Annotated in this window: 21 protein-coding genes and 1 pseudogene; 5 read left to right on the forward strand and 17 right to left on the reverse strand. The window is 35.5% G+C overall.

Going from position 1 to position 26,712, the window contains the following annotated elements; all coding sequences use genetic code 11:
• Position 1: 1 nt before the first annotated feature.
• The 6 genes from IPK91_10040 to IPK91_10065 all read right to left on the reverse strand — a co-directional run bounded on the left by IPK91_10040 (position 2) and on the right by IPK91_10065 (position 8,672).
• The gene (locus IPK91_10040) at positions 2-2,059 is read right to left on the reverse strand and encodes a T9SS type A sorting domain-containing protein (protein MBK8297597.1); all 2,058 of its coding nucleotides are present in this window, start codon (positions 2,057-2,059) and stop codon (positions 2-4) included.
• A 247-nt stretch (positions 2,060-2,306) separates the two neighbouring features.
• Positions 2,307-3,857, reverse strand: coding sequence for a T9SS type A sorting domain-containing protein (locus IPK91_10045; GenBank protein ID MBK8297598.1), 1,551 nt, complete (start codon positions 3,855-3,857; stop codon positions 2,307-2,309).
• A gap of 54 nt (positions 3,858-3,911) precedes the next feature.
• The gene (locus IPK91_10050) at positions 3,912-5,426 is read right to left on the reverse strand and encodes a T9SS type A sorting domain-containing protein (protein ID MBK8297599.1); all 1,515 of its coding nucleotides are present in this window, start codon (positions 5,424-5,426) and stop codon (positions 3,912-3,914) included.
• A complete protein-coding gene (locus tag IPK91_10055) occupies positions 5,408-5,773 on the reverse strand; it encodes a hypothetical protein (protein ID MBK8297600.1) in 366 nt (121 codons plus the stop codon). The genes IPK91_10050 and IPK91_10055 overlap by 19 nt, the downstream gene beginning before the upstream one ends.
• 216 nt (positions 5,774-5,989) lie before the next feature.
• On the reverse strand, positions 5,990-7,543 hold the full coding sequence (locus tag IPK91_10060) for a T9SS type A sorting domain-containing protein (protein ID MBK8297601.1): 1,554 nt from the start codon (positions 7,541-7,543) through the stop codon (positions 5,990-5,992).
• Positions 7,544-7,757: 214 nt separating this feature from the next.
• Positions 7,758-8,672, reverse strand: a complete 915-nt coding sequence (locus IPK91_10065; protein ID MBK8297602.1) for a glycosyltransferase family 4 protein — start codon at positions 8,670-8,672, stop codon at positions 7,758-7,760.
• 163 nt (positions 8,673-8,835) lie between these two features.
• Here IPK91_10065 and IPK91_10070 point away from each other — a divergent pair, with 163 nt between their 5' ends.
• Positions 8,836-9,735: a prohibitin family protein gene (locus IPK91_10070; protein MBK8297603.1), complete on the forward strand. Its 900-nt coding sequence runs from the start codon at positions 8,836-8,838 to the stop codon at positions 9,733-9,735.
• A gap of 101 nt (positions 9,736-9,836) precedes the next feature.
• Here the strand turns inward: IPK91_10070 and IPK91_10075 are convergent, their stop codons facing one another.
• The 4 genes from IPK91_10075 to IPK91_10090 form a co-directional block, all read right to left on the reverse strand.
• Positions 9,837-10,757 (reverse strand): M48 family metalloprotease, encoded by a 921-nt coding sequence (locus tag IPK91_10075; protein ID MBK8297604.1) that lies wholly within the window; start codon positions 10,755-10,757, stop codon positions 9,837-9,839.
• An 11-nt stretch (positions 10,758-10,768) separates the two neighbouring features.
• Positions 10,769-11,911 (reverse strand): acyloxyacyl hydrolase, encoded by a 1,143-nt coding sequence (locus tag IPK91_10080; protein ID MBK8297605.1) that lies wholly within the window; start codon positions 11,909-11,911, stop codon positions 10,769-10,771.
• Position 11,912: 1 nt separating this feature from the next.
• Entirely contained in the window at positions 11,913-13,400 is a 1,488-nt protein-coding gene (locus IPK91_10085) for a histidine ammonia-lyase (GenBank protein MBK8297606.1), read from the reverse strand.
• Positions 13,401-13,519: 119 nt separating this feature from the next.
• Positions 13,520-14,959, reverse strand: coding sequence for a T9SS type A sorting domain-containing protein (locus tag IPK91_10090; protein ID MBK8297607.1), 1,440 nt, complete (start codon positions 14,957-14,959; stop codon positions 13,520-13,522).
• A 263-nt stretch (positions 14,960-15,222) separates the two neighbouring features.
• Between IPK91_10090 and IPK91_10095 the strand changes: the two genes are divergently transcribed.
• From IPK91_10095 to murI, 3 genes are read left to right on the forward strand one after another with little or no spacing between them, the layout of a single operon-like run.
• On the forward strand, positions 15,223-15,738 hold the full coding sequence (locus IPK91_10095; GenBank protein MBK8297608.1) for an OmpH family outer membrane protein: 516 nt from the start codon (positions 15,223-15,225) through the stop codon (positions 15,736-15,738).
• Between the two features lie 50 nt (positions 15,739-15,788).
• Complete coding sequence (locus IPK91_10100) at positions 15,789-16,298, forward strand: OmpH family outer membrane protein (GenBank protein MBK8297609.1); 510 nt, start codon at positions 15,789-15,791, stop codon at positions 16,296-16,298.
• Positions 16,299-16,301: 3 nt separating this feature from the next.
• On the forward strand, positions 16,302-17,108 hold the full coding sequence (gene murI / locus IPK91_10105; GenBank protein ID MBK8297610.1) for a glutamate racemase: 807 nt from the start codon (positions 16,302-16,304) through the stop codon (positions 17,106-17,108).
• A gap of 84 nt (positions 17,109-17,192) precedes the next feature.
• On the opposite strand, the gene IPK91_10110 is transcribed toward murI, so the two are convergent.
• The 7 genes and pseudogenes from IPK91_10110 to IPK91_10140 form a co-directional block, all read right to left on the reverse strand.
• Complete coding sequence (locus IPK91_10110) at positions 17,193-18,230, reverse strand: diphosphomevalonate decarboxylase (GenBank protein ID MBK8297611.1); 1,038 nt, start codon at positions 18,228-18,230, stop codon at positions 17,193-17,195.
• A 2-nt stretch (positions 18,231-18,232) separates the two neighbouring features.
• Positions 18,233-18,835: a DUF4294 domain-containing protein gene (locus IPK91_10115; GenBank protein MBK8297612.1), complete on the reverse strand. Its 603-nt coding sequence runs from the start codon at positions 18,833-18,835 to the stop codon at positions 18,233-18,235.
• A gap of 30 nt (positions 18,836-18,865) precedes the next feature.
• Positions 18,866-20,152, reverse strand: a pseudogene (locus IPK91_10120) (amidohydrolase family protein).
• 15 nt (positions 20,153-20,167) lie between these two features.
• Positions 20,168-23,104, reverse strand: coding sequence for an amidohydrolase family protein (locus tag IPK91_10125; GenBank protein MBK8297613.1), 2,937 nt, complete (start codon positions 23,102-23,104; stop codon positions 20,168-20,170).
• A gap of 377 nt (positions 23,105-23,481) precedes the next feature.
• Positions 23,482-23,697: a type II toxin-antitoxin system RelE/ParE family toxin gene (locus IPK91_10130; GenBank protein ID MBK8297614.1), complete on the reverse strand. Its 216-nt coding sequence runs from the start codon at positions 23,695-23,697 to the stop codon at positions 23,482-23,484.
• The gene (locus IPK91_10135) at positions 23,694-23,891 is read right to left on the reverse strand and encodes a hypothetical protein (protein ID MBK8297615.1); all 198 of its coding nucleotides are present in this window, start codon (positions 23,889-23,891) and stop codon (positions 23,694-23,696) included. The genes IPK91_10130 and IPK91_10135 overlap by 4 nt, the downstream gene beginning before the upstream one ends.
• 104 nt (positions 23,892-23,995) lie before the next feature.
• Positions 23,996-24,958, reverse strand: coding sequence for a hypothetical protein (locus IPK91_10140; protein MBK8297616.1), 963 nt, complete (start codon positions 24,956-24,958; stop codon positions 23,996-23,998).
• Between the two features lie 247 nt (positions 24,959-25,205).
• On the opposite strand from IPK91_10140, the gene IPK91_10145 reads away from it, so the two are divergent.
• Complete coding sequence (locus IPK91_10145; protein MBK8297617.1) at positions 25,206-26,711, forward strand: right-handed parallel beta-helix repeat-containing protein; 1,506 nt, start codon at positions 25,206-25,208, stop codon at positions 26,709-26,711.
• Position 26,712 lies beyond the last annotated feature (1 nt).

Here is a 26,712-nt window from a genome sequence, read left to right on the forward strand (position 1 = left end):
ATTATTCGATCACAACAATTTTTTGATTAGCCTCTTGGTTTTTACCAACAACTTTAATGTGATACATTCCGGGTTTCCATCCGGATGTATTAACAAATAAAGAACCCAAATCTGTCTTTTCAGCATAAACCAATTTTCCAGTTTCATCTGCAACCAATACGCGGAGCAATTCATCGCGATTGAAAGAACTCATATTGATAAAAAAGTAAGAACTCGCAGGATTTGGATTTACACTGATTTCTTTTTTCTCAACTTTTTGATTGGTACCAACCACAAACACAAGATCTGCTGAATTGGATTGTAAAACGCTCTTATCACTTTCCTGTAACCAGGCAATCACTTCCAAATTAGCAAAATCTTCAATGCTATGTTCTGTTGCTAAATTAATAATATTGGCTGTTTGCGCATCCAATGGCAATCGATACGCTCCTGGTACAGTCCAAGTTAAATTAATGGTTTTACTGGACTCTGCTGGCACTGCACCAACCAAAGAACCAGCAGAACTGGGTATTAATTTTTTCATTACATGGGGAAATTCAGTTTCTCCATTGGTTTTAACATTTTTTACCGTTTTCTTTTCTGCGATCGCAACATTCAAACGGGTCGTTGCAGTTATCGGTGCTATGGTTTGGATTTCGATGCTTACATCAATTTTTTGACCATTTACAGTACCACTTGGATTGATTTGATAAAAAGCAGGAATTTCCTGCAATTCAGCAAATTGAGGAACAGTATAACCATTCGGATTAATATTGGTTGTTCCATCTAAAAACAATGCAGGAATTGCATTTACGCCACCGTAATAATTTCCACGGTCACGTGCCTCTTGTGTGTAATAAGGATCTCCCGTTCCTGGAAAATAATAATGATAGTTTAACTCAGTATACAATTCCGGAAAATTACTCTGCACCGCATGCATGGTTTCATTGCCTGGCTTACAAGGTGGACAGGTTGAAGAAGAAAAATTCTCATGCATTAATTTACGAGTTATTGATGTGTCATTCACATTTACAATCGTACGGATGGTATCATCAGCAATGGTTCCTGTTGGATTATCATTTACCAAACTAATCCAGGATTTCACTGTATAGACTCCTTTTGTTGCGGAAGCCCAAACATCCGGATGGCTCACTTGAAAATCTGCTAAAGGAGCTGCATTCAATCCGGTAATTTCTTTTGAAACACTTGGACCATTGTCTACATTGTAGTTATATACTACTTTTGAAACAATCGTTGATCCTGTATTGCGGAATGTTCCGTTTACTGTCAATGGAAAATCTTTGGTCAGATAATATTTTTTAAAATCATGTTGTAACCCAAGGACATCTTCTTGCGATTGAGTACCCTGAATAAATTCAAAATAGGTATTATCATCAACTAAAAAGTTATTCAGATTATCACTTTTATAATCAGGAGATCCATCCACCATGACCGCGTAGTTTGCATCCACCTGAACGCCCAAAGTAATATTTGTTTTATCCTGACACACTGCACTGTTAAACACACATTGCGTCCTTTGATCTACTATATAAATTTTATTGGTGGTTTCTTCCAATACAACCGATGCATAAATCCATCCAGCTTTTAGATTGGGTTCACTATAAGAATTGTATTGAATCCAAAATTGACGATTCGGTTTTGTTCCAAAAGTTTTGGTAACAATGTAATCCCCGGTTGCACAACGCAATCCCCAAATGCATATAGAACTGTCAGGAATCAGTGCGCTTGGTAATGCAACATTATTAGAATCAACTTTTAAAGCTGTTTTAGTATTAAAAGTTACAACGCCACTGCTACTTGCTTTAAATTTAGTAACCAACGCTCCGTTAAAATAAAAGGTAATTGGCAAATTAATAACTGCAGTCCAGTTACCGGATGCCTGAGGACCCGTCATAATCGTAGTCCATCCCGTTGGCAATCCACCACCCGGAGGATACTCGTTGTCCTTGTTTAATTCACCTGGGTTTTTTCCAATTTTTGGATAAGGCAGGTAATAATATTGAGCTTCTACGATGCTCAAACAAAATAAAAATGTGAGAAAAAGGTAAAGTCGCTTCATTTGAATAAATTTTAGACAAACATAATAATTTTATAACTTAATTTATTCTCAATTTATTAACCGGATTGTTATTAACACATGTACATAAAATGTATTTATTATAAATTGATATTCAATACAATTTACATTAATGGAAACTATAAAACTACTTACTCTAGGTTTAAAAATTATTATATACTAAATTTAATAACTGTAACTGATTGTTTATAAAAATGCGAAATCAAGGTAAACGGAGGCCTAAGCTTGCCTATAATTTTACTATTTTTCTATTAACAGATCTCCCTTTATAATCTGAAACATGCATAAAGTAGAGAGCAGCTGGTAAATCTATTAAAGAAATAGACAGTTGGGATGTAGGCCTTTGCAAGGTTTGTGACTTCACTTTTTTTCCCAAGCCATCATAAATGTCAATAATTAAATCAGGAAAAAGAGTGGTATCAGCATTGCTAAAATAAATCTCATCCGTTGTTGGGTTTGGATATATTTTGAATGTATTTGTCCAGTCATGCTTAGCAAGATAACTTAAACTGTCGCAAACACTATTGCTCACCGGACCTAATTGATAATTTGGCATGATTGGAAGTCCACCGATCATCCATGATTCCAAAATCAAGTCCCGCAGTTTAAATCTTGAGGATAAGCCTTTTTCATTTGGATTATTAATTACATGCAAATAAATATTACTTGAATAACAGCTTAAATAAATTTTTCCATTATCTGCAAGAGCCATTTGATAAAATCCGGTAGTAAATACATCTTGGTAAAAGTAACCATCCCAAATACCTATCGTATCAATATAACCAGGCTTATTGATATGTTCTAAGTCATATTGCCAAATACGGGTATAATCATTCAGGTATAAAAATCTAGAATTTGGTGAAACAGCTATGCTGGCTAATTTAATCTCAGGATTTACAAACGTTTTCAGTTGCAATGTATTTGATAATTTGCCAGAACATCGATCGAAATCAAACAATTGGATACCATAGTCAAAGCAGTACTTTATAAATTTAGTTCCATCCGGACTGAAAATACTATTTCCGCTCCAGTCATATTTTCCGCCAACCTCACCATAATCCTGCGTAGCATGCAAATGCATCCCTGAAGGATCTAATAAATAAATATAATGTCTATTTGAATTATACTTTTCAAAAATAAGCCACCAATCCCGCCCATTGGCGTGCCTGCAATATGCTAAGTGAGCTTTATTGAAATTATCTTTCAATAGAAGCTTGTTCTTTTCTACTACCTTGAAATTATAATCCAAACTATCTTTTATAATTATAGATACTAATAGTTTGTCTGCTACTACAGATCTAATTTGGTCTCCCGGATCTCTATTATAGATTAATGATAAATGGACTAAAATATATTGATCGTCGTGTCCGGGTTTTGGCAACAAAATATGATTAAATGCAGCAGGATAATACTCAGGACTAAAATCATTTCTAACTTCTCCTGGATTCAATTCGTCACCATTTTCAATAACTGCAAGGTCGCTGCCATAAAGATTCAACCCCTCAGTAAATAATATTAACTGACCAAATTTATTACAAATTGATGTGTTAATAAGATCTGTTTTAGCATGAAATTCATTTCTTAAAAAAACTTGTTCTATTTGTTTCCCACTAAAATCCAAAGTAGTTATTCCAAATTTAGGATTCTTTCCCACATTATTATCATAACCAACAATCCATGTTTTACTCTGATATTGTTGAAAAGATTCAATTGGCAATAATAAAATGGGTAATATTAATATAAATTTAAACTTGCTATTAAAATAAAATATTTCCTTCATTTTTTTATAAGTATTCCAGAGAAAATAAATTATTCAAATTTAAGAGTTCATTTCCTAATTTTTAACAAATTTCCTAACAACGCTTCCATCTAAAAAATTTAGTTGCAAAAAATAAAGGCCCTTATTGAGTCGCTCTATATTCAAATCGAATTCTAATTGCCTATCCCAACTACTTTTTTGCAACAAATCACCAGTTTGATTATAAATAGTATAATTAATTGGCAGATTATCCTTTATAATCACAACACGCAATAGATCTTTTGCAGGATTTGGATAAACGTTAAAATAATGATTATAGAAAATATTATTATTAGACGTTAAACTATCACAAATACTACCTTCCTCTGGTCCAAGCAAGTAGTTTGGATAATTTCCCAAGCCGCACGCAATATAGCTAGGTAAAGTAACAGCTCGTAATTGAAAATCACACCTTTTACCTTTTAAATCTGGATCGTTAATTACATGCAAAAAAATATTTCCGCTTGCGCATGATATATAAATTTTTCCATCTGCAGCTAGTTGCATATCACAAAAACTTGTTGTAAAAAATCTATCATAGATAAATCCATCCCAATTGCCGACAATTTCCATACTTGCTTGAATATTTGAAGCTTCTAAATCATATTGAAATATTTTCGTGTTTGTTGATGCATATAAAAATCTATTATTGGCAGATAGTGCAACATTTACCCAAATTGAAGGTTTTATGGAATCATTCTCAATTTGAACAAAGTTTGACAAATTTCCATCGCATCTATCAAAATTAAAAATTTGGATACCATCTTGATTTGAAATCCTAACAAATTTTTTCCCATCCTGTGAGAAAACTGCATTACCAACCGACGAGTAATCAATAACTGAACTCCCTAATTCTTGAGAATCAATTTTATAAATTTGAGAATTTGAGTAAAGAAATTTATAGTATTTTGGACCTTGATTGTTTTTGAAGATTAACCACCAGTCTCTACCATTTGAATGCCGACATCCGCTAAAGACAATTGGTGAAATATTGCCCTTAAATATAGCTTTGTTCTTTGAAATAGCTTTACCTTTTCCACCATTTGAATTCATATTAATTCTTGTCTCATAAATACTTGGAGAATAAGGGTAAGGCTGACCATTGTAGAAATCAATCGGTAAATGAATCAACATTAATATACTATCAAATTTCAAAGGGGGTATAAAAACTGAAGCATCACTTATAGGGTAAAATCCCCCTTGATAAGCAAGCCAAATTTTCCCTGGATTTAAAGTATCCCCATTTTCAATGATATTGTAATCAATTGCATTTCCCAGTCTAAATCCATCATAAAAAAATCTTAATTTTCCAAGGTCATCCGAAAAAGAATTATTTTCAAATCCTAGTTCAAATTTAAATCCTCCAAAATTTCTAATTATTGCTAAAGTAGGATTAGAAAAGTTTAAAATTGTCCTACCATAAAAACTTGTATCGTTGTTGATACCATACCCTAATATCCAATTAATTGCATGTCCCTGCGATGCTATGCTTAAAATAAATGAAAAATTAAAAGCAATACAAAAAATGCAAACTAATTTATTGGTAACCATAATTTGGTAGTTTTTAATTCTCCATTTTTCAAATTATACCTTAGTATATACAGTCCAGGAATTAGTAATGCATTTGTTAACTCTTCATAGCTCTTGTATATATTCACTTTCCTGTACAATAAATCAAATATTTCAATTGACTTTAAACTTATATCACCATTTACTTTTTTAGGGTGAATGAGTTCATCTAACTTATTAAATATTTTATTAAAATCACTTTTATTATCAATTAACGATTCTTCAACGCATTCTAAACTTGGAAGTAGGTCAACATTAAAATAGCTTCTAAGAATAGATCTGGCAATAACATCATTATTTCCTTCATTTAATCCACAAATTACTGACACAGATCGAAGAAATGTACTATCATTGAAACTAAGTAACTCATTTTTTAACAATTTTATTTTGATATTATTCAAATTGATTTTCACTAATATTTATATTAAATAGATCTATATAATGCTCTGTTTTAGGTTACCAGCATTTATTTAAATGCCGGACGTATTGCTTCAATTGGTTCTTTATGGAAAATGGGTTCGTATAAAAAGGGAGCCTGATGACACTTACAGTTTTACTATTTTTCTAGTTACAGTTCTGCCCTTATAATCGGAAACATGTAGAAAATAAATTGCATCTGGCAAGTCAACCATAGAAACAGGGACTTGTGATATACTACTTCGCAATATTTGTGATTTCACTCTTTTTCCTAAGCCATCATAGATTTCAATGGACAAATCCGGGAAAAGTGTGGTATCCTTATTGTTAAAATAAATCTCATCTGATGTTGGGTTTGGATATACTTTAAAAGTGGTAGTCCAATCATGCACGGCCAGATAACTTATACTATCACAAGGGCTATTGCTTACAACCCCCAATTGATAATTTGGCATAATTGGAAGTCCACCAGCCATCCAACTTTCAAGTATAATATTTCGCAATTTAAAATTAGAGGCGAGTCCCTTCTCATTTGGCTTATCAATACAATGTAAATAAATGTTTCCTGAGTGACAACTTAAGTAGATTTTACCATCATCTGCGAGAGCCATTTGATAAAACCCAGTTGTCAAAACATCCTTAATAAAATATCCATCCCAAAAACCTATGGTATCAATAAAACCAGGAACATTAATTTGGTCCAAATCGTATTGCCATATTCGGGTATAATCATTAATGTATAAAAACCTTGAGTTAGATGAGACAGCAATGCTTGCCTCTTTAAGTTCAGGATTTACATAGGTTTTCAACTGAATGGAATTAGATAATGACCCCGAACATCTATCAAAATTAAATAACTGAATTCCGTAATCAAAACAATACTTTATATACATAGTTCCATCAGGGCTAAAAATACTATTTCCACTCCAATCATACTTTCCTCCGATTATACCAATTTCTTGTTCAGCATATAATTTTATACCTGAAGGATCCAATAAATAAATATAGTGTTTATTTGAATTATACTTTTCAAAAACAAGCCACCAATCCCTACCATTGGCATGTCTGCAATAAGCTAAATGCGAATTATTAAAATTTCCAGCCAATATTAGATTGTTTTTTTCTCCTACTTTAAAATCATCCAATAATTTGTCCTTATAAATTGAAGTTAATAAAAATTTATCGGCAACAACAGAACGAATCTGATCTCCTGGGTCTCTGTTATAACTAACAGAAAAATGAAATAAAACATATTGATCGTCATATCCCGGCCTGGGCAACAATATATGATTATATGCAACAGGGTAAAATGCTGAGCTAAAATCATTCCTTACTTCACCAGGATTCAATTCTTCCCCATTTTCAATAATATCAAGATTTCTTCCATAAATATTCAATCCATCTGTAAATAATAATATTTTTCCTTTAATTTCAGAAATGGATGTGTTGATAAAACCTGAACTCGCATGATATTCATTATGCATATAAGTTTGTTTTAGTGGTTGTTCACTAAAATCCAAAGTAGTCATTCCAAATTTTGGGTCTGAAATTTGATTGTTATCAAACCCAATAATCCATGTACTTCCCATATTTTGTTGATAAGACAACTGCGGAAAAAGTAAAATTTGTAAAAAAATTACAAATCCAAACTTTAGTATTAATCCATGATGAAATGGTACCATTCAATTATCTAACTTTTAATGAATGAGCCAGTAATAATCCCACTTTTACTAACGGTTCTAAACAACCAAAAACCTGGCTGCAGATGCTCTACATCAATAAAAGACTCAATATTAGAAAATTCCAATTTAAGACTCTGGCCCGCCAAATTATACTATATAACTTTCTTTCCAAGAAAATCAGTATTAGCTTCCTCAACTTTTATTTTTAAATCCTTCAGATTTTCAAATTACCTTTCATGAATTGATAAATATGTTCTGCACTTTTCTTCCAATCAAACAGATTTTTATGCACCCGTCCCTGGTCTATTCGCAGTGTGCGATTTGGATCATCTATTGATTCCGTCATACGCTGGGCAATTGATTCTTCATCCATTGGATTAAACAAATAAGCTCCCGGACCCGCAACTTCAGGGAGTGAAAACACATTGGATACCAATACCGGAACATCACAATTTAAGGCTTCTAAAACCGGAACGCCAAATCCTTCCAATAATGATGGATTGATTGCTACAAATGCAGATGCTGTCACCAAAGCCAATTGCTCAGTATCCATGTACGAATAAAATTGAATGCGACTTTTATTTGGACTGTTTTGCCAAACTGCTTCTGTTTCATCTGTCATCCAGGCCTTTCTTCCAACAATTAATAACTGAAAATCTGCATCCGTTTTTAAACAAAATAAATCAAATGCCTGGATGAGCTTTGCTACATTTTTTCTTGGATGAATCGCTCCAACAAATAAAAAATATTTTTTTGATTGACTGTAACGTGCACGAACCTCCTGCTGAATCTCTTCAGACATTGGCTTAAACAAAGACCGAACCCCATTGTAAGCAATGCTGATTTTGTTAGGAGCACATCCAAATTGTGTCAAAATGTCTTTTCGGGTTGCTTCAGAAACGGCAAAAATATGGTTCGCTTTTTCAATGTGTTTGGGAACAAAATATTGATAATACGTCCTCACAAGAAAAGGTACTTGTTTTGGGAAATGAATGTAAGCTAAATCGTGTACCACTAAATATTGTGGTATATCCACTGACAAGGACAAATAACCGTCAGGACTCAAAAAAACGTCTGCTTTGAATGCTTTTAATGCTCTTGGGATTGCCTTTTCAAACCTTTCCTTCAAGTTTTCCCTGAATTAAAAACCGTGCATTTACAGCAATTATCAACAGCCTCGCCTATTAAAAGCCCAAAGGTAAGCCAAAAGCATGCTGTCGAATCCAAATAGATCGGTACATTAAGGAACTCCTGGGAGTATCTTAGCGTTGTTAAATCAAAATACACAGATTATGGCTTTAATGTCGATTGGAATTATCTTGCTTTTTGTCAGTTTTTTTCTTCGCAATCCGGATAACACCATGAACCGGTTTAACCGAATCCTGCGCACCCTCGGTGCCGCTTTAATAATTTTTGGCTTCCTGTTTTCTGCCGTCGTTCAAATTGATGCTGGACGAATTGGAGTTAAGAAGTTATTTGGTAAAGTACAACCTGACATTTTGGAAAGTGGTCTACATGTTATCAACCCCTTGTTGGAAATTGTACGTCTCGATGTTAAAACCCAAAACTATACCATGAGCGGCGTGCATGATGAAGGTTTGAAGTCGGGAGATGATGCAATCCGCGTGCTTACCTCCGATGGTTTGGAGGTCGTTATTGATTTAACCGTTTTATTTCGCTTGAAAAAGAGCGAAGCCCCTAGAATCATCCAGGAAATCGGTGCGGATTACGTTGATAAAATTGTAAGACCCATCTCCAGGACTAAAATCAGAGACAATGCTGTTTACTATCAGGCTATTGAATTGTTTTCAATAAAACGGGATGAATTCCAACAACGCATTTATAAAAGCATTGAAGCTGATTTTTTAGCCAGAGGAATGGAACTCGAACAATTATTGGTAAGAAATATAACTTTACCTGAATCCGTTAGAAATTCTATTGAAGAAAAAATTAATGCCGAACAAGATGCACAAAAAATGACTTTCGTGCTGCAAAAAGAAAAACAAGAAGCTGAACGGAAACGCGTCGAAGCACAAGGGATCGCTGATTATCAAAAAATCATCAATGCAACCCTTACAGACAAACAATTGCAATACGAATGGATCAAAGCCTACCAGGGATTAGTCCATTCTACCAATGCAAAAGTGATCGTGATGGATAAACACGCACCGGTAATTCTCGATTCTAAATAGAGGGTTGGTGAGAAGCAGGCTGTTAGGCTATTAGACTGTTAGACTGTTAGACTGTTAGACTATTAGACTATTAGACTATTAGACTATTAGACTATTAGACTTTATTTCGGTTTGACTATTACTTTATTTTTGTTTTGTACGACGGTATCCGGTGGAGGCGTTTTACTATCCTTCTTTGTCGAATTAGCATTCGTATTCGGAATTGTTTTTTCTCCCGGTACAATAGGTGGTTCAATTTTATCCAACAATAATTTCATTTTTGCATAGGGTTTTTCATAAGCTTGATTTCCCTTACAACCCATTGCTTTTTGTTTTCCATCTATTGATTCAATCCGGTTGGACGGATTTGGATGCGTACTTAGCCAACTGGGAGTTGAACCCTGGCCTTTTATTTTCTTAAAAAAACCCGATGCTCCATTGGCATTGTAATCAGTTTGACACAAATAAATTACAGACATTGTGTCTGCCTGCGTTTCATGAGCACGGCTAAAACTTAAACCAATAATTGCTGTAGCCACTTGCTTGATCGTTTCTTTATTGCCCAAGGCAGCATCTGCAAGCACCTGCAAACCCACTATTTTAGTCAATTGTTTGGTACTATGTCGGTTGGCAGCATGTGCAATTTCATGACCAAGAACTCCCGCTAACTGATCTTCTGAATCTAAAAATTTTAAAAGGCCGGTATATATAAAAATATAACCACCCGGTGTTGCAAATGCATTTTGTGTTTTAGCATCATTGATAATGGTAATCTTCCAGGGAAAATCTTTGGCATAATCCACTTTACCGGTTAAAAGTATTTTGTGAACGATGGCATTGATGTATTTATACAATTCTTCATTTCCTGCTTCCGGTAATTTTGGAAAGTCTTTTTCATTTGCAATGATCTCTCCATACACCTGTTTTCCCAATTCTACATCCTGACTGACAGGAAATAAATTTAAATTATCCCAACCCTTTTTCAAAGATTTACATGCACTGAATTCCAAAAACAAAAACATAGTTAAAATCAGGTATTTCATATTTATTAGTTTCATTTATTTGTAAAACGATCCAATCGAAAGCCAGCCATTACGCCAATATATTCCGCAGTACCGAAATGCGTTTTCAAACTTATTCCTACATAGGGCTTGACTCGATTTAGAAACGCATGAGGCACAAGATAACAAAGATCCAGCTTAGTTACAACGGGATAATCGTCTAAACTGATATTTCTTAAAAATTGATATCCTGCTTTTAAACTTAAACTGATTCCGCCAAACAACCATTGATGACCTCCGTACACATTTAAACGCAAGCCATCTTTAGCTGCCTGTTTCTTATTCTTTCTTAATTCTGTATAATCACTAAAATAAGAAGCCAAATGATTGTTTTCAATATCAACTGCAAGCCTCCAGGATTTATAATTAGTATATTGGTATCCAATATCTGAAGTCCAGAAATTGATCAAATACTTCGGACCATTGGGTATGCGTGTTTCTTTCCAGGTGGCTCCCCATTCCAACTGAAATGAAAAATGATCCTTTCCCTTTTCAGATTCTGAAACCTGGATATTTTTAAGTCGTTCATACGTCTTTTGTTTTTGAGTTTCCAATCCAATCCCCAGGACACCTGATAAATAATTCAATCCTAAATTGGGTGATTTAAAAGCACCATTACTGGTATGACTTAAACTCATCCCAAAGAAAACAGCATGTTTTTTCATCAGGGTATGTTCAAATCGGATTTGAAAACTGGTATGATTATTCCAATGAGATCCTATCGCTGTCTGTAATGAATTTGTTTTGATGTCATAAGGTAAATTCAAATACGCCAATCCACATGCAATCATAAAATGAAAAGAATAGGATTGGTGTTGCAGAATTCCAAAATCCATGTATGGAGTAATTGAAAAACCATTTCCTAAAATTTCATGCGGTTTTCCAAGATCCAGATAACGCATCGAAACACCGTATCTGGGTAATTTATAATAGCGTTCCCATGCAAAGCTTCCCTGCGTTTGATACACGAAATCCAATTCTGCGAAATTTGCAATTCCTCTTGGATCATACAACATCTTTTCAGTGTGTTTCGATAATTTTCCAGGAAGGTATGATGCTTGAATGGTCCAATTTGAAACCTGCGCTATCAATTGACAACTAAAAATGCAATGAATAAACAGAATGCCGATTTTCAAATTAATGAGCTATGGTTTTTAGAAAATCAATGGACTTCTGATAATATAAGGAGGGAATATGATCTTCCGCTTGAAATGGGACGATCTCCTGAAATTTTGCTATAAGATTTTTTAATGCAGCACCCGTTTTGTAGTTCTGCCTGAAATGCATAGCGCGTGTTGCAGTAAGCCATTCCATTGCCAATACCATTTCGGTTTGTTGCGCAATTTTATTGCATCGAATGCCCGCATTTGCTGCCATGCTTACATGATCTTCCTGGCCCTTCGAACTGATAATTGAATCGATTGATGACGGACTGCAATACTGCTTATTTAAACTGACTGCGGCAGCGGCAGCATACTGAACGATCATATACCCAGAATTTAAGCCAGCTTCTGAAGTTAAAAAATCCGGCAGTCCGCGCAAACCACAAACCAATTGATACAATCTCCGTTCAGAAATATTTGCTAATTCCGCTACAGCCAAACATAAAAAATCTGATGCCAGTGCCAAAGGCTGCGCATGAAAATTTCCACCCGATACAATTTCAGTTTCAGAAAGCATGAGCGGATTGTCTGTAACGCTGTTGATTTCATTCTCTATGATGGATTTACAATAGCGTATGACATCATAACTTGCTCCGTGTACCTGTGGTGCACATCTAAAAGAATACGGATCTTGTACTGATTTTTGATCTCTTGTATTTAAATCACTTCCATCCAACCAAATTGAAATTTCATTGGCAGCATGAATTTGTCCGGCTTGTTTTCGTATCTCATGAATCTTCGGATGTAAAAATCCTAAATTGCAATTAAATGCTTCCATGGAAAGGGCTACATTTAAATTGCTGTTGTGATAAGACCGTTCAGCTGAATCCCATGCAGTAAATAATAAAGCCAGAGAATATTGTGTACCATTTAATAACGCCAGGCCTTCCTTTGCCCTTAGATAAGGGATTGGAATGTTAAGTTTCGACAACAAATCAAAGCTTGGATACTCTTTTGATTCGTAATTCAAAATTCCTTCCCCGATACAGGGCAATGAAAGATGTGCCAAAGGTGCTAAATCTCCGGAAGCTCCTAAAGATCCCATTTCTGGAATTTGTGGAGTAATCTTCTGATTGAATAACTGAATTAAAAATTCAATCAATTCCCATCGAACTGCAGAATATACTTTACAAAGGCAAATGATTTTTAATAATAATACCAATCGAACCGTTGGGATTGGAACCAATGCTCCAAAACCACAGGCATGGGATCTCACGAGATTCGATTGCAATTCATTAAGCTTGTCGTCTGCAATGATGGTATTGCAAAGTGCACCAAATCCTGTATTAATTCCATAAATTGCCTGGTCACTTTCATCTAGAATTGCTTCCAGTTTGGTTCGTTGTTGTTGCAACTTTAATTTTAAAGCTGGCTCAACTTCCAGTTTTAACTCCCCATGCAATATCTTTTTGATATCCTGGATGCTGCAATCACCGGTTCCCAATAAGTAAACAGAATTCATGGCCTAAAGATACTGTCAGCGTTTAAATTAGCTATTAATGTTCATTAAAATATTCCTTACGATCGAAACGCTCTGAAACTATCTAAAAGTATTCCTACGATTGCTTGAAGAATATCAATTTACTTTTGTATGATTAGTTTTCCAGTTGCTCGTTCCTGATGATTCTCCCTGATATGATAGAAATAAATTCCTGCCGGTATATTATGAATATCAAGAATGCTGTTGCTTTTTATTTCATCTGATTGAACCAACTGACCGTCTATGGAATAAACAGCAAATTGATAGGCATTCGATTCATTGCTAAAATTAAATTTTACTACATCATGAGCCGGATTTGGAGAAACTTGAAAATCCAACTGATCTGCATTCTGTGTCTTTACGACATCTATGGGTGAATAATAAAATAAATCATTTGCATCATTAACGAAGTTTCCCTGTGAATTATCAAAATAAGCTGTTTTTAACAACATGTGATTAAAATTATTTAAGTTGTAATCATCTGTATAAGGTAATACCAAATCATTCAACTTAAAACTGTTATTAAACATATTTTCCAGTTTAACTAAAACATTCCACTTCGAATTGCCTGAATCCCAGATTGCGTACAATTCTGAAATAACATTTCCATTTGCATCATAAATCAAATCGCCTTTTATATTATTCACCCAATTGTTTTGATTCGCATCAAAATTGTAGTCTAAATAATTGATTAATTGATTTGATCCATTATAAATATCCTCCGTCTTGCCTAGATACAACCAATCGCTGGCAGTATCATCCCAAATAGCTGAAATTATCTGATACGTTTTGCCAGTTGCATGATACGTCCATTCCGTACGAAACGAATTAATCCACAGTTTTGAGTTAGCATCCCATTGATAACCTGTTTCCATAATCAACTGACCTAAAGCATTGTAAACTTCGTCTGCTTTATTTTGTATTAACCATTTTTTAGTATTGTCATTCCATGAATAACTTTCAACAAGAGTGATTTGATTTTTTTGATTGTAGATCAGTGTATCTTTATACTCCGGAATCCATTGTGCTTTAATTTCATCCCAATTATAGGATACTACTTTCTGTATGCGGCTGTTTATATCATATTCATAGGTCGATTTAGCAAATTGATCCCATTGAAATTGATCTCCCTGATAAAATAAACTGCTTACTAAATTATTCTTTAAATCATAGATATTTTCATTCCTAAAAACATTTACCCAGGAATTCAAATTGGGATCCCATTCCAAATCTTCAACTTCAGTTAAATTGCCGTGATCATTATAAACATATCTTTTTTTTCCTAAAAAATCTCGAATTGAGACCCCAACATTCACAATGCTATCTAATTTTCTTTTAGGCACAGCTTGTGATTCCTTTTTATTTTCTAAATTATTAAAATCAGCATGAATGTAATAATTTGCAAAACTTGTAATCTTAGTTTTTGGTATTTTTAAATTGCTACTAAATTTGTTTGTGTGAATCGACCGAGGTGATTGTGCAATTAAAAAATCAAATTGTAAAATAATTGCAATAAATAGGAACAGGAGATTTTTATTCACAATATGGATTTTAGTTTATTATAAGAATATCAAATCAAAAATACAAATTGTATTGCAGAAATCAAAGGAAACCTCTCTGAATTCCAGAGGCAAAGAATTCCTTATACTGCCGTTAAGTTTAGGTTAAATACGCATTTGAAGAAACGAAAGGAATTAAATTAGAGTTTGATTATAAAACAAGGTCATGCCAAAGCAGCAAAAACCTTACTTTTACGCAATTTATTAAATACAAACACGTTAAACTAAGCATTAAAATGAAAAATATGATTTCCAGACTCTGCATTTTGTTATTTCTGGCCTTGGGCCTTCAAAGTACTGTTTCCAGCCAACGTTTTGCCCTTGTGGATGTCAATAAGGTATTGGATAATATGGATGACTACAAAAAAGCCCAGGATGAATTGGATCGGGTAGCAGCCGGATGGAAACAAGAGATTTCAATTGAATACGATAAAATTAAAGCCATGTATAACAAATACCAGGCTGAACAAGTCTTGTTGACCGAAGAACAACGCAAACAAAAAGAAGAGGAAATTACCAATAAAGAAAAGGAAGTCCGCAAGCTTCAAAAAGATCGCTTTGGTGAAGAAGGGGAACTCTTTAGAAGAAGACAAGACCTTGTGAGACCCATTCAGGATCGCGTATATGCAGCCATACAGGAGTTTGCCTCCGGTAGTGGTTTGGAAGCGATGTTTGATACCAGTGGCTCTGCCGGAATCATTTATTACAGTAAAGACCTGGATAAGACAGAGGCAATCATCAAAAAATTAAAATCGAAATAATAAGGATCCGCTCAGCTGTCCTATCTTTGCATTCCTAAATTTTTAAACGAATGAATATCAAGCTTTTATATTTATCAGTACTCAGTCTTTTGATCAGTTTTACCGGCCTTCAGGCTCAAAAATTTGGTTACTTGAATTCACAAGCACTGTTGGCCGAATTGCCGGAAGTCAAACAAGCCGATGCCAACTTACAAGCACTTCAAACCCAATTGGAGAAAAAAGGCCAAATGATGGTACAGGAATTGGAAGGAAAATACAAGGACCTCCAACGCCGTGAACAATCCGGAGAAATTAGCCCAAAAGCATTGGATGAAGAAGCGAAAAAGTTAAAAGAACAAGAAGGCGAATTGTCCAAATACGAGCAAGAAGTTCAAAAACAATTGGCTACCAAAAGACAAGAATTGCTGCAGCCTTTAATTGACAAAGTAAATAATGCCATCAAACAAGTGGCAACAGAAGGTCAGTTTACCTACATCTTTGATTCCAGTACGGGAATTCTACTCTATGCAGCAGACTCAATGGATGTTACAGCCAGCGTTAAGTTAAAACTAGGAATCTGATTTGTGAATAGCAATGCCAGACGGCCTGTTGGAATATTCGATTCCGGAGTCGGCGGTCTTACGGTTGCTTCTGCTATTCATTACAATTTACCCAACGAACGTTTTATTTATTTTGGAGATACCGCCCATTTACCGTATGGTGAAAAATCTCACGATGCCATTCGCTATTATTCATTAAGAATCTGCCGTTTTCTTTTAGAAAATGATTGCAAAGCGATCGTAGTTGCTTGCAATTCTGCTTCCACCGCAGCCTACGAAGTTTTATTGGAATTTTTTAAAGACAAAGCAGTCTTTGTAAATGTAGTCGATCCCTTGGTTGACTATTGTTGCCAACACGATTACCATCGCGTCGGACTGATTGCGACGCATGCAACCGTTCAATCAGGTGTTTACGACAAACAATTTCATGTTCGAAAAAAATCTGTCGAATTGTATTCTTTAGCTACTCCTTTATTAGCTCCCATGATTGAAGAAGGCTTTGTAAACAATGCCATCAGCCATTCTGTCCTGGAAACGTATTTGAGTGATCCACATTTAAATAATATTGATGCCCTCTTGCTTGCTTGTACACACTATCCCCTAATTAAACAGGAAATAACAGATTTCTTTAAAAATAAAATGCCGGTACTCGATTCCACCGATGTCACTGCAGCCGCATTGAAAACGGCCCTGGCAGAACAAAACTTACTAAGTGATCAAAAATCGGGCAGCGATCAATTTTATGTATCCGATTTTTCTGAAAATTTTCTTCGAACAACTAAACTGTTCTATCCAGAAAAAGTAAATCTTGAACAAAAAAATATTTGGTGAGAAACTTCCCTTCCTCTTCCCAAACCCAGGGTTTAAACCCTGGGTTTGGGAAGAGGAAGGGAAAGGAGAACCTGGCTTGAGATTCTAAGTACCAAATCTGGGATGACTAACTTCATCAAAAATGATGTGCTCCTCTTCCCAATACCTGCTTAAGCTTTGTTGAATCCATGCATCTACTGCTTCTTTGATTCGCTCAGGAAATAACACATGAATATTAGGACCCGCATCAATTGTAAAGGTGATGGGTAATTTAGATTCTTGTTGAAATAATTTTAATTCATTTATTATATGAATGGATTCCGGTTCTAATAATATATAAGATGGATTTGAACTCATCATCAATCCATGTAAACTCAATGCTTCCGTTTCACAAATTTTTGCAAAAGCAATCCAGTCTCCTGCTTTTAATACCGATAATAACTTATTGAAATTTTCATGCGCTTGATGAATTCGTGCTTCCCGATAAGGATGTCTTTCCATCAATTGATGTCCGGCACTGGAAGAAACTTTTTTCTCAGCACGACTGACAATAAAAATATAATCCTGAATGCTTTTAAAATCTTCATGAATGGAATCTGCCATCGGAATTGCATATTCATCCGAACTACCTGGTAAGTTTAAGGATTCACCCCAGGCAGCTGCAATCGGATAAACAGATCGACAAGCAGAACCAGATCCCAATCGAGCCAAATAAGATGCCTTATTTAAAAATTCATCCTGCGGCATCACAAGGCCTTTGATTTTATTTTCAATGCTCATGATACCCAGTGCAAGAGCAGCCATAGCCGATGCAGAAGAAGCAATCCCTGCAGAATGTGGAAAACTGTTGATGGAATCAATGTTTAAATAAACAGACTTGAATTCTGGATAAAGTAGTTCAACTTGATTGAAAAATGTTTTGAGCTTATATTCAAAACGTGGTTTCTTTTGGCCATCATAAAAAAATTCAAAATCCAAATGATCTTGTCCATTGCGCTGTTCCCATTGGATGCTTGTTTTTGTTTTACAATAACTTAAAGTAAAACTTAACGAAGGATTAATCGGCAATTGTTGTTCTCGCTTACCCCAATATTTTACAATGGCAATATTGGAAGGCGCTTCCCAGCTTATGATTGTATTCATACTTATTTTAAATCTATAGTCATATCAAATTCTTCCAGGACCGCATCCATAATTTTGTCTTGTCCTTTTTCGTATTTATTTTTCAGTTTATATCCGTTCATCTTCCCCACTTCATTCCACATAAATGCAGAGAATCCTCCTTTCAATTCTTTTACAATTCCATAAAAGGGTTTATCCAATTGCCGCTCGATCATTTTTGTAAGAATGAGCCCCTGGGTTTTTGTCAGATTTTTTAAAGGAGATTCAAATTCTTCTTCCAGGGTATTGCTGATTTGTTTTACGATTTTTCTTCGCTCTTTATCTGATTGTCCTTCTGTAAGTATTTGCAATTGCATATATAAACGGACTGCATGGACAGCGTATGGATAAACCACCGCTGCATAGCGTCTATATTTATGATACAGGTTCTCTGATTTATAATCATCAAATACGATGACGGGTCGGACGACTGCTTTTTCTAATAAAATTTCAAATAGGGTATCGCCATTGTTTACAATTACTTTCACGGGTTGTCCATCAATTATTGTTTGAAATTCCTTGGGTGCTTCCTGAGCAATCAGAAAAACCGGAAAGAATACCAGAAAAAATAGATGGCGTAAATACATACCCATTAAACGTGAATGACTGCTTGCATCTTATTCCGGATGATACTTACTGTAAAATCTGCGGTACAATTCTTTTTGCTTATTATCTAAATCAATGGCTCTTCCTTGGATAAAGGCACGACTCACATGACTGGTTCGCATATCCAAAACATCCCCGTCACTGATTATAAAAGTTGCATCTTTTCCTACTTCCAAACTTCCTAACCGATGATCCAAGCCTAATATTTTGGCAGGATTCAGACTTAAACCTGCAATTGCTTGTTCATAATCCAATCCAAAACCCAGGGCATGACCTGCCTGAAAATGCAAGTTCCGTTGCTCCCAAAAACCTGTAATAGAAAAACAATATAAAATGCCAGCATCCTGTAAAATTTTTGGATTCTTGAAAGGTTGATCGTAATCATCGTCTTCGCGGGCCGGTAAACTATGCACTTGTCCTAAAATTAATGCAATCTGATGTTCTTTTAAAAAATCAACCACTCTCCAGGCTTCATTGGCGCCAACCAGAACCGGCTTCAAACCATACTTTTCTGCAAATTGAACGGAATGAATGATTGCCTTAGCTGCCTGAGTGCGGATGTATAGTTTTTTTGTTCCATTAAATAAATCCTTCATGGCTTCGTATGAAAGATTGATATTAGAAGTATGTGGAACTTTAGAATAGGCGAAGGCTTCATCAAAATACGCTTTCAACGCATTCATTTCTGTTTGATAGCGATCCGGATCTTGCTGATTTTTATCGGCATCCGGTCCGAAACGACGGGGCGGATTGGGTGAGGGCCAGTTTAAAAAAATGCCTTCGTCCGCTTTTACAACTGCATCTTCCCAATTCCAGGCATCGAGTTGCATTACCGATGATTGTCCTGAAATAATCCCGCCGTTGGGGATCACTTGTGCGAGCAACATGCCATTGCTGCGCACCGTTGGAATAATCTTGCTATCTGTATTGTAGGAGGTTAACGAACGTACGTTAGGGTTCATGGATCCAAATTCTTCGTAATCAATCGTAGCTTTTACTTGCTCGATTTCTGCCACGCCTCAATTGGTTGCCATACAGATAAAGCCGGGGTAAATATGCTTTCCGTTTGCATCGATGCGATTTTTAATGGTAGCGGCTTTGCTTAAATCGGTTCCAACATATTGCAAGATCCCTTTATCAAATACAAGTACTCCATTTGCAATGGATTGACCATTTCCAACATGAATCGTAGCGCCAACAATTGCAATAGCTTCTCGCTGTTTAGCAGCAGGTGCTGGTTGTGAATACGCACTTACTGAAATGCATACTATGAAACTTATAAAAATTAATTTACTCATGTACTGCTTTTAAAATTATTCACCAATAGAATCGCAATGGTATAATCGGCGTGGTCTCGAACTGAAATTCTCGGCTCCTTCACCAGCTGCTTTAGCTTTGATCATCTTTTGTACGATGCGATTTCGTTCCTTACTAATTTCATCGCGTAAAATTAAATCCTGCTCTTTGTCAAAAAATAAAATGCCATTTACAAATGTCTTTTCGACCGATGCTTTAATGGATAATGGATGATCATTCCACAATACCAAATCTGCATCTTTTCCTTTTTTAATACTTCCTACCCGGTCATCAATGTGCAAAAGTTTTGCAGGATTGAGTGTTACAAATTTTAAAGCTTCCTCTTCAGATACATTTCCATACATCACGGCTTTTGCAGCTTCCTGATTAAGTCTTCTCGCCATCTCGGCATCATCGGAATTAAAAGCTGTTACAACGCCCTGGTCATGCAACAAGGCTCCATTATAAGGTATGGCTTCATATACTTCGTATTTATAAGCCCACCAATCTGAAAATCCTGCAGCACCAGCTCCATGTTGTTTGAGTTTATCGGCCACTTTATAACCCTCCAGTATATGTGTAAACGTATTGACCTTAAAATTAAATCGTTCGGCAACTTTCATCAACATATTGATTTCAGATTGCACATACGAATGACAGGTAATAAATCGCTTTTTATTAATGATCTCCGCAATCGCATCCAGTTCTAGATTTTGCCGGGTATGTGTAGGATCTGCTTTGCGAAGTGCATCGTATTCTTTAGCCCGCGTAAATGCATCGAGGTAAACTTGTTCGACACCCATCCGCGAATCGGGATAACGGCCGCCTTGATTTCCACCACTTCGTTTGACATTTTCACCCAATGCAAATTTTATAAATCCATCTGCTTTTTCAAATTTCATTTCTTCAGGAAGATAGCCCCATCGCAATTTGATAAGCGCGGTTTGTCCACCAATCGGATTGCAGGAACCATGTAATATATGGGCGGTTGTAACGCCGCCGGATAGCTGCCTGTAAATGTTGATGTCATCGCTATTAATGACATCCCCAATTCGAACTTCTGATGTATTGGATTCCGAACATTCATTAACGCCGCCATTGACTGCAATGTGCGAATGTTCGTCAATAATTCCTGCCGTCAAATGTTTATGGGTGCCATCAATAACGATGGCTTGCGCAGATTGCAAATTTTTTGCAAAAGCAGTGATTTTACCATTTTGAATCAGGACGTCTGTATTTTTTAAGACGCCTTCTTTTTCATTGGTCCAAACAGTTGCATTTTTAATTAAATACGTTTTTGCAAGTGGTTTTGATTTCCATCCATAGGCACCTAAAGGATAAAACAGCGCTCCGATGCTGTCTGCTGTTTTAGCTGAAATGCTATCTTTTTTAATGCTTGAAGTGGACGGCTTCATTCTCAAAATACTCATGGATTGCCAGGATCCATTTTCTAATTGTGCATTTCCTTTCCATCCTGTTTCTGTTTTGTAACAAGAAAAAAGTACATCCCCACTTGGGTTGCCCCGATTTAGTTTACCAGTAATGTACCCTTCTTGAATTTTTGCATTCAGACTCAATTTCAATGAATCTTTAGATTTAAGTTTAAAATCCATTTTCTCTCCGTCTGTTTCTATAATAAGCGTAAACAAACTAGGCTCTAATTGAAGTTCATACGTTCCTGAAATACTGTCTATTTTTGTTTTTGAAAAATGGTAGCGCGAACCTTGGATCCAATTTTCTTTGATACTTGATTTTTCCTGAAAGATTGGAAGATCGCTAACAATAAAATTAGCCAATTTATTGCTAGCAAGACTTCCTGCTTTAGATTGTATGTTTAGATATTCGGCGGGCCCCTGGGTCAAAGCGTACAAAGCCTGCCCTTCAGATAAACCCCGTTGGATAGCCTTACGTACGTTAGTTAGTATGTCTTTGCGATCTTTTAAATCCTGTCCTGTAAAGACAAATGAGATGCCCGCTTTAGCCAATATGGCTGGATTAGAAGCTGCCAATTCCCAATGTTTGAGATCTGATAAATCAATGCGCAATAAATCGTAGGGATCATCGACATTATACACCGGAGGAAAATTGACAGGGACGATGATGCGAAAGGAATCCTTTTTTAGTGCTTCCAAAATTTGATATTCTTTGCCACTTCCAAGAATTTGATAGCTTTTATGAAATTCTTTTGCAATTTTTTGTGCTCGTAACATATCCAGTGGATTACTACAAATAAACAACTGGTTTAGTGGCTGTATTTGGTTCCAGGCTTCGATACTCAAATTCGTTTCTTTGGGCTTGATGGCAAGTTCATAATTTAATCCATCTAAATAGGCTTGACGCATTAAAGCGATCGAACCCATGAGTGAATTTGGATACTCTTGCGTCGAACTCCCTTTATTAAAACTCAAACAATGCGCTGATTCCGGGACTAGCATTACTTCGTGTTCGTTGGCTTGTTTTAAACTTACTATACAAGCGCTGCCTCTTGAAATACCATCTGGAATATGCGTTTGAACAATCCCATAGCCCGCTTCGCGTAATTTAACAGCCTGTTCGTCTTTATAAACAAAGAATTGCGCGGATTTGATTTCTGAACGCAAGGCTTCATTCCAGGAGAAAGCACCCTCCTTTGAACTCAGCATATTGTTTCTGGACGAACTGCGTTTGACTTCGGCCATACCATAATCGCTGATCGGATCGATAAAGGAAGGATAGACATGTTTGCCCTGAAAATCAAAGCGAACAGCATCTTCTGGATGGCTGACGGTAGCTCCAATTTCTAAGATCCATTCATTTTTAATCAGAATCTCACCCAAATAGGCCTTAGTTGAAGTGTCGGGATGCAACATTGCATTTTGAATTAATACAATTCGATTTTCCGGAAGTCTCACTCCATTAACCGGAAAACTAATTTGAGCCTGGATTTGAAAAACCAGCAGTCCAAACAGGACCATGCAACTTAATTTAAACATGCTTTGAATTAAAGAATGCAAAAGTCGTTAGAAAAAGGGGAATGGAGAAATAAATGATGAATTAGATATACCATGTAAATTTATACGTTAAATTATAAAAAGATGGATCGTAATTTAACATTAAGACTGGATGAAAAAGTCATTGAGAAAGCTAAATCCTATGCTAGAAAAAGAAATACCAGCCTTTCTAAATTAATTGAATCGTATTTGGAACACATTACAAATAATAATAGAACACAACAGGTGGAAATTGCTCCTAAAGTTAAAAGCCTTTCTGGAATACTAATAAAAAACAAATCCTCAGACTATAGGAACCGTTTGTATATATCTTTCCGATGGGCTATAATGATTAATCTTATTCAATCTTCTTTAATCATCTCAAATCCTAGTCTGTACTCATTAATTTTAATTCTGTAATATACTTTATATCCAGTTAGTTTTGTAATATTTTTTAATTGCCTCAGAGAATCAGTACTTTCAAGAGAAAGGATTATTCTCTCTACTTTTGAAAGCAAGGATAGGTCCTTTAGTTTTTCAAGTGATTTTTCAAATGATTTGTCGAATTCAACAATCATTTACTTTTTAATGTTTTAAAAATTACATTTCTATAAACGTTTTTACCAGTCTTGACGGAGTCCATTAAATTACCTAACATAAAATCTTCAAATTGCGCATCTTTAATATCAATCACATTTGCGCCAAGTTTCTTAGCAAGTTCAGAAAGAATTTTACTGCTTTGCTTGTCGGTTTTTATCATTATTGTACTCATGCTTTAAATTTAAACAAAGATACAAAAATTTGCAAATACTCAAATAATTAAAAATCTATAGTTGGTGGACTATTTGTTTATTTATTGAATTTCTCAAACCCCAACTACTTACCCAATTTTTCATAAATGTTATTGTAAAATTCTATATCGTATTTAAGTGGTAACAAGTTGTATTCAGCTCTCCATCTGTCAACATTAATAGGATCTTTTATCGGATACAAGCTCACTTTTCTAAGTTTCTCATCATAACGAAATTGGGTTCCAAACTCTTGCTTTTGTCCTTTACTCATTAAAATCCTGTCTACCAAATAAGGATAATTCTCTTTATCCAACTCTTTCAATTCAATAAACTTTTTTACAAAATCTAAATACTTTTCCTGAAATTCAATATTTCCATGCAAAATTATTGAAATCGCTACTTTACTTAGTTTGCTTCCTACTAAACTCTTGCCAGGAAATCCAAAATTACTTACAATACGATCCAGTTTCTTTTGATTCAAGGAATCCTTTTTCTCCTGTATATCCCATAAATTCATTGCAGAATGATTCGAACGATCAAATTGTCTGGAACCATACAATTCATCAAGCCGATCTCGTATTTTTTGATCATCATCTTCCATTGCAAGTAACAGTTCTTGAACTTCTCGATTATAACTTGAAAGTATGCTATCACAAAATAGCTTTACTTGTTTCCAATTTGAAGAACTACTTGTTGAATACGTTCTTTCAACTGATTTAACAAAAGAATTATGCTCAATACTATCAAACAAAGTCAAACATTCATCATGTGGGAAGTGTACCAATCCTAGATTTAAATATTTAAACACGGTATCACTGGGACTGCTTAACTTAGCATAACTAGCGGCAATATTATTTAAAGTATATCTTTTTTCATTGAGTTCAAGCTCATTAAGCCCTGCTTTAATTAAAATACAATGCATGTTGTACTCTTCTTCTGAGACATTTGGTGCCTTAGCTGGCAACCATATTGACTGAGAAACAATTTGTCCGAGAAAACAGCAAGAAACAAGCGCTATTCGAAGAATAAGTAAGAATACTATTTTCAATTTTAAAATACACATGTTCAAAATAAAATGTAAGCGGATAGTTTAAGTACATAATTTAGGCTTGCACATCTAACAAACCACTTATGACAAAAGTAAGTCTGTTTTCTCAAATTTTAGGCGAATTATCTAGATTTACTTTAGTTAATATTGGTTTGTTCTAATACATTTACTTCAACATACTCCCGCCGGTAAAATCTTGAAAATAATTTCACTCTGGGTCCCTATCTTGCAAATCAAATTTCCAACAATGAAATACCTGCTTTACTGCTTGTTTACTACCTGCTTTTTTACTAACCCACTGCTTGCCATTAACTACCATGTAAAACCCGATGGCAATGATGCCAATTCCGGTTTGAGCTTTGCGCAGGGTTTTAAAACCATCCAGACTGCTACTAATAAAGCAAAGGCTGGTGACAGTATTTTGGTTTACAATGGTTTTTATAAGGGCTTTGATCATTTTTATAAAGCCAGTGGCAGTCCCGGTAAAGAGATTGTCTATTTTGCTATGGGCAATGCCGTTGTGATTAATCAATCCTGCGGCCGGGGTTTTGATGGTTTGAATGTAGAAGGCAGCGATTACATCGAAGTAAATGGTTTTAAAGTAGCCGCGATTGCCGATGCCAATGGATCCGGGGAAGATGGCATTCGTGCGGTGCTTGCCAACCACATAACGGTTCGAAATTGTATAGTGGATAGCTGTTACCGTGGCATTTTTACCGGATACACCGATGATTTTCTTGCCGAAAACAATATTTGCAAACGCTCCTATGGCGAACATGGCATTTATGTGTCCAACAACAGCGACCGGGTGCTCATTCGATACAACCAATGTTTTAATAATAAAGCAGCCGGCATTCAACTCAATCCGGATCTCAGCAGCGGAGCTCCTGGGATTTCTGTAGACGTAAAAATTTATAACAATACCTGTTACAACAACCGCATCGGACTCAATTTGCAAGGGATTTATGACAGTGAGGTTTACAACAATCTGCTCTATAATAATGGATCCGGAAATGGGGGCAATGGCATCACTTTGTTTCATGGAGATGCTGCCACAGGTTGCAACAACGTAAAAGTATTTAACAATACGGTCCTGGTTCCTGCTGGTTCCCAGTGGGCCATTCTCGCCATTGAAAGTGACAGTTTGTTTGTTATGAATAATATTTTATTAAGCGCCTCTCCTAAAGGCAGCCTGGATATTGAAATTACTTGTACAAATTACTTTGGCGACTACAATTTGCTCAATGATAAAATGACCATCAATCAAGGAAGTTCTTACATAAATTTTGCAAGCTGGCAAGCTTTGGGCTACGATGCGCATTCCATTTTGATCAGTAATAACAACAGCGTATTTTTAAATGCTGCTGCCAATGACTTTCATTTGGCGAATAACAGTCCGGCATGGAATGCAGGCAGCAATCTTGTTGCCACACTCGTACAATTTGATCTCGATGGTCGCATGCGTCCGCAAGGGAGCGCATTTGATATCGGTTGCTACGAACAAGCGGAAGCAACTAAAACCAAGCAGTTTACGAATCAATTAGATTATATTTTTATCGAAACTGAAAATATTCTGCAAATTCAATCAGAAGATGCTGATTTAACAGCCGATTTGTTTACATTTACAGGCAGATATATTTCGAGTGGTACTGTATTTGAAAAAACGAATCTTCCCACGGGTATATATCTGTTGCGTTTTTACAATTCCAAAAGCAAAATCCCATTTGGATTTAAAAAGATTTTGATTAAATAAA

Source organism: Saprospiraceae bacterium (assembly GCA_016712145.1).
In the GTDB taxonomy this organism is placed as follows: domain Bacteria; phylum Bacteroidota; class Bacteroidia; order Chitinophagales; family Saprospiraceae; genus Vicinibacter.

Coding starts and splice junctions, on each gene's coding strand:
- IPK91_10060 (MBK8297601.1), bottom strand. CDS start 7,543: ATGGTACCATTTCATCATGGATTAATACTAAAGTTTGGATTTGTAATT.
- IPK91_10125 (MBK8297613.1), bottom strand. CDS start 23,104: ATGGTCCTGTTTGGACTGCTGGTTTTTCAAATCCAGGCTCAAATTAGT.
- IPK91_10075 (MBK8297604.1), bottom strand. CDS start 10,757: ATGAAATACCTGATTTTAACTATGTTTTTGTTTTTGGAATTCAGTGCA.
- IPK91_10040 (MBK8297597.1), bottom strand. CDS start 2,059: ATGAAGCGACTTTACCTTTTTCTCACATTTTTATTTTGTTTGAGCATC.
- IPK91_10135 (MBK8297615.1), bottom strand. CDS start 23,891: ATGAGTACAATAATGATAAAAACCGACAAGCAAAGCAGTAAAATTCTT.
- IPK91_10145 (MBK8297617.1), top strand. CDS start 25,206: ATGAAATACCTGCTTTACTGCTTGTTTACTACCTGCTTTTTTACTAAC.
- IPK91_10100 (MBK8297609.1), top strand. CDS start 15,789: ATGAATATCAAGCTTTTATATTTATCAGTACTCAGTCTTTTGATCAGT.
- IPK91_10110 (MBK8297611.1), bottom strand. CDS start 18,230: ATGAATACAATCATAAGCTGGGAAGCGCCTTCCAATATTGCCATTGTA.
- IPK91_10130 (MBK8297614.1), bottom strand. CDS start 23,697: ATGATTGTTGAATTCGACAAATCATTTGAAAAATCACTTGAAAAACTA.
- IPK91_10050 (MBK8297599.1), bottom strand. CDS start 5,426: ATGGTTACCAATAAATTAGTTTGCATTTTTTGTATTGCTTTTAATTTT.
- IPK91_10115 (MBK8297612.1), bottom strand. CDS start 18,835: ATGTATTTACGCCATCTATTTTTTCTGGTATTCTTTCCGGTTTTTCTG.
- IPK91_10095 (MBK8297608.1), top strand. CDS start 15,223: ATGATTTCCAGACTCTGCATTTTGTTATTTCTGGCCTTGGGCCTTCAA.
- IPK91_10085 (MBK8297606.1), bottom strand. CDS start 13,400: ATGAATTCTGTTTACTTATTGGGAACCGGTGATTGCAGCATCCAGGAT.
- IPK91_10045 (MBK8297598.1), bottom strand. CDS start 3,857: ATGAAGGAAATATTTTATTTTAATAGCAAGTTTAAATTTATATTAATA.
- IPK91_10070 (MBK8297603.1), top strand. CDS start 8,836: ATGGCTTTAATGTCGATTGGAATTATCTTGCTTTTTGTCAGTTTTTTT.